The sequence below is a fragment of the Bartonella sp. AA89HNZF genome (assembly GCF_042196905.1).
Taxonomy (GTDB): domain Bacteria; phylum Pseudomonadota; class Alphaproteobacteria; order Rhizobiales; family Rhizobiaceae; genus Bartonella.
In genome coordinates this window covers 1,226-8,315 of record NZ_JBHIRD010000034.1, presented here as the reverse complement: position 1 = coordinate 8,315, position 7,090 = coordinate 1,226, and the positions used below count along the sequence as shown (strand labels likewise).

Below are 7,090 nucleotides of genomic sequence, written 5' to 3'. Positions count from 1 at the left end.
TTGAAGATGCCAATAAGTATACGGATGAGAAAATTAGTGGTCTTGTCAATGATGGTGTTAACGAGTCGAAATCCTATGCGGATATGAAGTTTGAGACATTGAATTATGCTATTCAGGATGTTCGGAAAGAAGCAAGACAAGCTGCTGCTATTGGTCTAGCAGTATCTAATTTAAGCTATGACGATACACCGGGAAAATTAAGTTTTTCACTTGGTACGGGTGTATGGCGCAGTCAATCTGCACTTGCTATTGGAGCTGGTTATATGTCTGAAAATGGAAGATTTCGCTCTAACGTATCTGCAACAAGTGCTGGGGGACATTGGGGGGTAGGTGCTGGATTTAGGGTAACACTGAATTAATAATAGAAAATTCGAAATAAACTTTCCTTCTCTTATCAAATGCGTTACATGTGCCATTTAAAGAGAAGGAAAGTTATTTTTATCATAAATGAATAGCAATAAAAGATAAGGGCGTATTTCGAGTAAAAATATATTTTTTATTGTGAAATTTTATATGAAAAAATCATTTATCATCTCCAAAAGGAATTATTTGAGTAATCGATATTTATTTTTAAGAGAGTTTTTCCTTCTTGTCTCATCAGACAAGGGGAAAAATTTTATAAGAAGTGATATTTTACACAGAAATTCATAGAGTAGTATACTTGTAAAATTTTATAATAATATATTCTGTAATAATAATCTTAATGGGACTAATTAACAAAAAAATCACAAATGCAAAGTGATGTTTTCATATAAATTAACAGCATACGTGTAACCGCACAATATTTGAAAACTATACAGTTTATAGTTTATAATAGAATATCCACTGGGGATATCCTTAAAGAAATAAAAAATCTCATTTTTTCCTTGCTATTTTTTAATAATCTGTATAAAGTGCGAAAAATTAATTAAAGGAAACTAGAAATCTTCTCGCAAAGCGGGGTGCGGTAAGTTATGGCAAAATTACAAAATCACAATTATCTGATCTCAAAAAGCTTTAAGAGATATAAATATGAAACTCAGGGGTATCTCGCTTATTTTTACGGCAGAAGCGTAATAACCCTACAAAAAATGCTCTAAATTACTCAGCAAACAACTTAACTAACTTCCGCAATAAACATCTTTTATTGCCTCTTAAACACACAACACCTAATAATAGTACACAAACATGTTTCTTCTACACTTCGTTCACCTTTCTTCACCTTTAAATTTAAAGGATCTGCTAAAGAAAACCCCACCTCCTTAAAGGAGGATAAATAAAAACCTTATTAATTGGACTATCGATCCCGTCGACTACTATATCATTGATATCTTAGATAGTCCTCTTCCGCATTATGACAACCCTAATCTTTTATAAAACAAAAAAATAATCTCTGGAGCTTAGTAGCACCGGAATGTGTCTTTTTAATGTTTTTAATATCTTTTTCTTACTTAGAGGATTTATTATGAAAAAAATATATACCACACCACGCACGCTAGCAGTGAGTAATTTAAAAAAATCTTGCTCACCTTATCGATTACCTTTTATTAAAACGCTTTCATTGGTTTCGGTAGCTGTCTTTTTATCCGGTGCTTCTCCTGTTTCTGCTTGTGATGCGTGGGGCAATATATCGCAGTATTTTGGTGCTGGTACAAATGTACTTAAAGATATTGCACCAACTTATATAATTAACGGTAAAGTGTACAGAGATGTTGGCTCTGCATTATATGGTTTGGAACGTGAAGTTGTGGGCAATAATCTTGTTAAGCAAGATAGCTCAGGGCTTATTACAATTGGTGCGAATGCACGTGGCAATAGAATAAGCATTGAAAATAGCTCTCATGAATTGAGGACTCTTACTGGTGTTAATAATGGTGTGATTTCGCCATTCTCGTCTGATGCAGTTAATGGCTCCCAACTTTTTACTCTAGGCCTTGCTGTTTCTAGCTATTTTGGTGGTGGTGCTGGATTTGATAGAGTAAAATGGACGCCTCCTACTTTTAAAGTTAAGGTTTTTGATAAGGATGGTAATGGAGCTGAAAAGAGCTATCATAATGTTGCAGATGCCTTTACAGGCGTAAATAGCTCTTTCACGAATCTTGATAAAAAGATTGAAAATGTAGTCGTTAATGTGGCAGGGAACAACCTTGTTAAGCAAGATGATACGGGACTTATTACCATTGGTGGAAAAGTAAATGGAACGAGGGTAAGTATTGCAAATATTGATAATGCGGTACGGACTCTTTCAGGTGTTAATGCTGGTTCTATTACAGCAACATCGACTGATGCAATCAATGGTTCTCAACTTTATTCCATGAGCAATGTCGTTGCAGGCTATTTGGGTGGTGGTGCTGGCTATAAAGATGGAAATTGGAGTGCTCCTACTTTTACAGTTAAGGTCTTTGATAAGGATGGTAATGGAGCTGAAAAGAGCTATCATAATGTTGCAGATGCCTTTACAGGCGTAAATAGTTCTTTCACGAATCTTGATAAAAAGATTGAAAATATAGTCATTAATTCGGCAGGGAATAACCTTGTTAAGCAAAATAGCGCTGGACTTATTACGATTGGTGGAAATGAAGCTGGTAATAGAATAGATATTGCAAACAGTGTAAATGCTCCACGAATTCTCTCTGGGGTTAGGGGTGGTGCATTTACAGCAACATCGACCGAAGCAGTAAATGGTGGCCAGCTTTATTTTATGGCTCAGGCATTTGCGAGTTATTTCGGCGGTGGTGCTGGATATGATGACTCTGGAACGTGGAATGATCCTACTTTTATAGTTAAAACCTTTGATAAGGCTGGTAATGAGGCTGAGAAAAGCTATAAGAACGTTGCAGATGCATTTGCTGGTGTAAATAGAGCTTTAACAACTTTGAATCTTGGTATTGTTGAGATAAATAATGGCCTTGGTATTGGTGAAACAGATGTTCCACCGGGGGATGATTATAGGAAGAATATTACAGCCGGCTTTCCTTTTATGAGAAGCTCACCTGTTGCCATGAATGGGGAGGAAGATTCAACCCCGATAACTATTGCTTCTTACTCACCATTAACTCAAGTAAGTTTTTTGAGTAGTAAAGGTAAAACTCGGCGTCTTTTTAATATTTCTGCTGGTGATATCTCAGAACAATCAACTGATGCGATAAATGGTTCACAACTTTATGCTATGAGCAATGTCGTTGCTCGTTATTTTGGTGGTGGTGCTGAGTATAAAGATGGAAACTGGAGTGCTCCTAATTTTACAGTTAAAGCCTTTGATATGGATGGTAATGAGACTGAGAATATTTATACGAATGTTGCAGATGCATTAGCTGGTGTAAATAGTGCTTTAACAACTTTGAATCTCGGTATTATTGATATAAATAGTCGCCCTGGCATTGTTGAAGTGTATTATCCACCGAAGAATGATGATAGGAAGAATATTACAGCTGGCTTTCCTTTTACGAAAAGCTCACGTCTTATAAGAAGCTTACCTTTTGTCATAGATGAGGCGGAAAATGCTATGGATGAGGAAGATAATTCAACCACGGTAACTGTTGCTCCTAGGGAAATGTTAGAAAAGTCAACTTATGAGGTGACTGACAATCAGTTTTCACAGATGAGTAACAGGGTAACAGAAGTTGAAAGCAAGGTAAACAGCGTTACAAACAGGGTAACAAACATTGAAAAAAAGGTGGATGTTGCGGTTAGCTATGATACTGATGATAGCGGAAAGAAAACCAATAGCATCACTCTAAAAGGTGTCGATGACAGTGAGCCTGTTTTGATTACTAATGTTAAAGATGGAGAAATTAAAGAAGACTCTAAGGACGCAGTGAATGGTGGTCAGTTATACAAGCATACCGAGGAGCAGATGAAGATAGTTCTTAATGATGCGAACAAATATACGGCTGATCAAGTCAGTAAAGGTGTTAACGAGGCGAAGTCCTATACCGATATGAAGTTTGACGCACTAAGTTATGATATTACGAATGTGCGCAAAGAGGCAAGGCAAGCAGCAGCGATTGGTTTGGCAGTGTCTAATTTACGTTACTTCGATGATCCAGGATCTGTGAGTGTTTCATTTGGTGGCGGTTTTTGGCGTGGACAATCTGCCTTTGCGATTGGTGCAGGTTATACATCTGAAGATGGCAAGATTCGTTCTAATCTATCAGCTACCAGTGCTGGTGGTCAGTGGGGTGTAGGTGGTGGAATAACTCTAAAATTAAAATAACACCAGAGAATATGAAAAACTACAATTTAAGCGAAGTTTCGCCCTTGTCTTATCAGACAAGGGCGAATTTATATTATCAGAGTAATATACTTATAAAGTCTCATCACAATATATTCTATAGGAATAATTTTAGTGAGATTGAATTGAGTAAAAAATGAAGCGCTTTAATAAAAATTTTACAAATGCAGAGTAATATTATCATATAAATTGATAGAGTGCATAATTGCACAATATTTTAAAACTGTACGTTTTATAATTTCATTAATAAAAAATATCCATTGGGGGGATATGCTTAAAGAAACAAAAAAATCTCACTTTTTACTATTTTAATTATTTTCTCTGTACACAGCAGTGGCAATGAAGGCAATGAAACTAAGACTCATTTTGGACAAAACGGAGATACCTCAAACTGACTGTAAAACAGAACCTCTACATAAGTCTATAACGCGTAAAAGTTATGAATTTTTATTATAGAGAATTTTACGTTACATAAATCAGAAAGACTCATTCTGTAAAAATAATTAAATTCATTTTTCTCCTTGCTATTTTGTTTAAAATTCTATAAGACTCATTCTGGAACAAACAGAACAAAAAAATTCTCGCAAAGGGAGGTGCGGAAAGTTATGAAAGAATCACACGATTATCGTCATTTTGCTCTAAAAGCTTTCAAGGAAAATAACTCGAGAAATCAAGAAACAAATCACTTGTTCTTGTGATAAAACCACAATAATCCTATAAAAGTTTTACCTGAACTTATCACAGGGTCTAAATGACCTAAACCTTTCCCTCATAAATATTCACTGTCCATTAAGCATACAAAACGAACTCTTTTATTTCAAATAACTATAAATCACACATCTAACAGTAGCGTACAAATATGCCCCTTTCATTCTCTATTCTTACCCACAAATTCAGAAATTACTACAAACAAACATTGCTTAAAGGCAGAATAAACCAAAACCTCACTAACCAAACTATTAATCAACGTTAATCGTAATCTCATCGGAGTTCTAATCTGCTCCTTTCAATCTTTGCGAAAAACCTAAGCTTTATAAAGAACAGACGAAAAACAAATCCTCAAATTACCTTTAGTGCTGAAATATGTCTTTTTAATGTTCTTGATATATTTTTCTTACTTGGAGAATTTATTATGAAAAAATTATGTACCACATCAAAGGCGCCAGTGGTGAATGGTTTTAAAAATTCTTGCTTGTTTTATCAATTACCTTTTATTAAAGCACTTTCAGTGATTGTTTTTTTATCAACCCTTTTTCCTGTTTCTGCTACTGCTCATATTGTAAATGACGTATCAAACGATTTTAGTGGTGCTACAAATGTGCTTAAAGGTATTCCGCCAGCTTATATCGTTGGCAGTAAATTATACAAAGAGAGTGGCTCTGCAGGTATGGGGGATGAAGAAAACTTCAAAAACTTAAAATATAATATTAACTTTCAAACTAAAAATGCTTTTGATACTGCATTTGTGGGCAGTGAAGGTTATGAGAATGTAGTGGAGGCATTTTCTGGCGCTAAGAATGATTTCACAAGTTTGAATCATCAGGTTATTGAAATAAAAGAGTCTCCTGTCATTGAGAAGAAACAAAATAATCTATCTCAAGGGTATGATCAGCATGAGAATATAGACAGAGGCAACCTTCCTTTTATGAGAAGTTCACTCCCGTCACTAAGTCGAGCGGATGAAGGCAAGGCGGTAACTGTTGCTGCTAGCTCACCATTAACGAGGTTAACTATTAAGAATAGTGAAGGTAAATCTCGGACTCTTTTGGATGTTTCTCCTGGTAGGATCTCAGGAGGCTCAACCGATGCTGTAAATGGTTCCCAGCTTTATATCCTAGGGAGCAGTGTTGCAAAATCTTTAGGTGGTAATGCTGAGTATGAAAATGGCGCATGGACAGCACCTAAATTCACGGTTAAAAAATTTGCATCTGATGGCAGTGTTTCTGACTCGACTTATGACAATGTCGTATCTGCCTTTGCCGGTGTTGGTGATTCTATCGCGAATATTAAAAATGAGATTAGCAAAGAAATTGCTGGTGAAAAAAGTGATTCTTTAATTTGGAGCCAAACGGCGAATGCCTTTGTAGCGACACATGGTGAAGAGAATACAAGTAGCAAGATTACGTCTCTTAAAAATGGAGACATCACTAGAACCTCAAGTGATGCCGTAACGGGTAACCAGCTATATGCCCTAGGTGATAAAGTTGCAAAATCTTTAGGTGGTAATGCTAAGTATGAGAACGGCACGTGGACTGCTCCTATATTCAAAGTTAAGCAGTTCAATTCTGATGGCAGTGTTTCTGACTCGACTTATGACAGTGTCGCATCTGCCTTTGCCGGTGTTGGTGATTCTATCACGAATATTAAGAATGAGATTACAAAAGAAATTGCTGGTGAAAAAAGTGATTCTTTAATTTGGAGCAAAACGACGAATGCCTTTGTAGCGACACATGGTGAAGAGAATACAAGTAGCAAGATTACGTCTCTTAAAAATGGAGACATTACAGCAACCTCAACTGATGCCATAAATGGTTCTCAGCTTCATACCCTAGGAAGCAGTGTTGCAAAATCTTTAGGTGGTAATGCTAAGTATGAGAATGGCACGTGGACAGCACCTAAATTCACGGTTAAAAAATTTGCATCTGATGGCAGTGTTTCTGACTCGACTTATGACAGTGTCGCATCTGCCTTTGCCGGTGTTGGTGATTCCATTACGAATATTAAGAATGAGATTACAAAAGAAATTGCTGGTGAAAAAAGTGATTCTTTAATTTGGAGCAAAACGGCGAATGCCTTTGTGGCGACACATGGTGAAGAGAATACAAGTAGCAAGATTACGTCTCTTAAAAATGGAGACATTACAGCAACCTCAACTGA

General features: G+C 36.2%; 1 protein-coding gene and 3 pseudogenes. All 4 read left to right on the top strand.

The window, feature by feature from the left end:
* Positions 1-359, top strand: a 359-nt coding sequence (locus ACFIN0_RS09105; RefSeq protein ID WP_375610959.1) for a YadA-like family protein, incomplete at its 5' end; no start/stop codon positions are given.
* 1,034 nt (positions 360-1,393) lie between these two features.
* Positions 1,394-3,145, top strand: a pseudogene (locus ACFIN0_RS10265) (hypothetical protein); the annotation flags it as partial.
* 522 nt (positions 3,146-3,667) lie between these two features.
* A pseudogene (locus ACFIN0_RS10260) lies at positions 3,668-4,195 on the top strand (YadA-like family protein); the annotation flags it as partial.
* 1,150 nt (positions 4,196-5,345) lie between these two features.
* Positions 5,346-7,090: pseudogene (locus ACFIN0_RS09095) on the top strand (hypothetical protein); the annotation flags it as partial.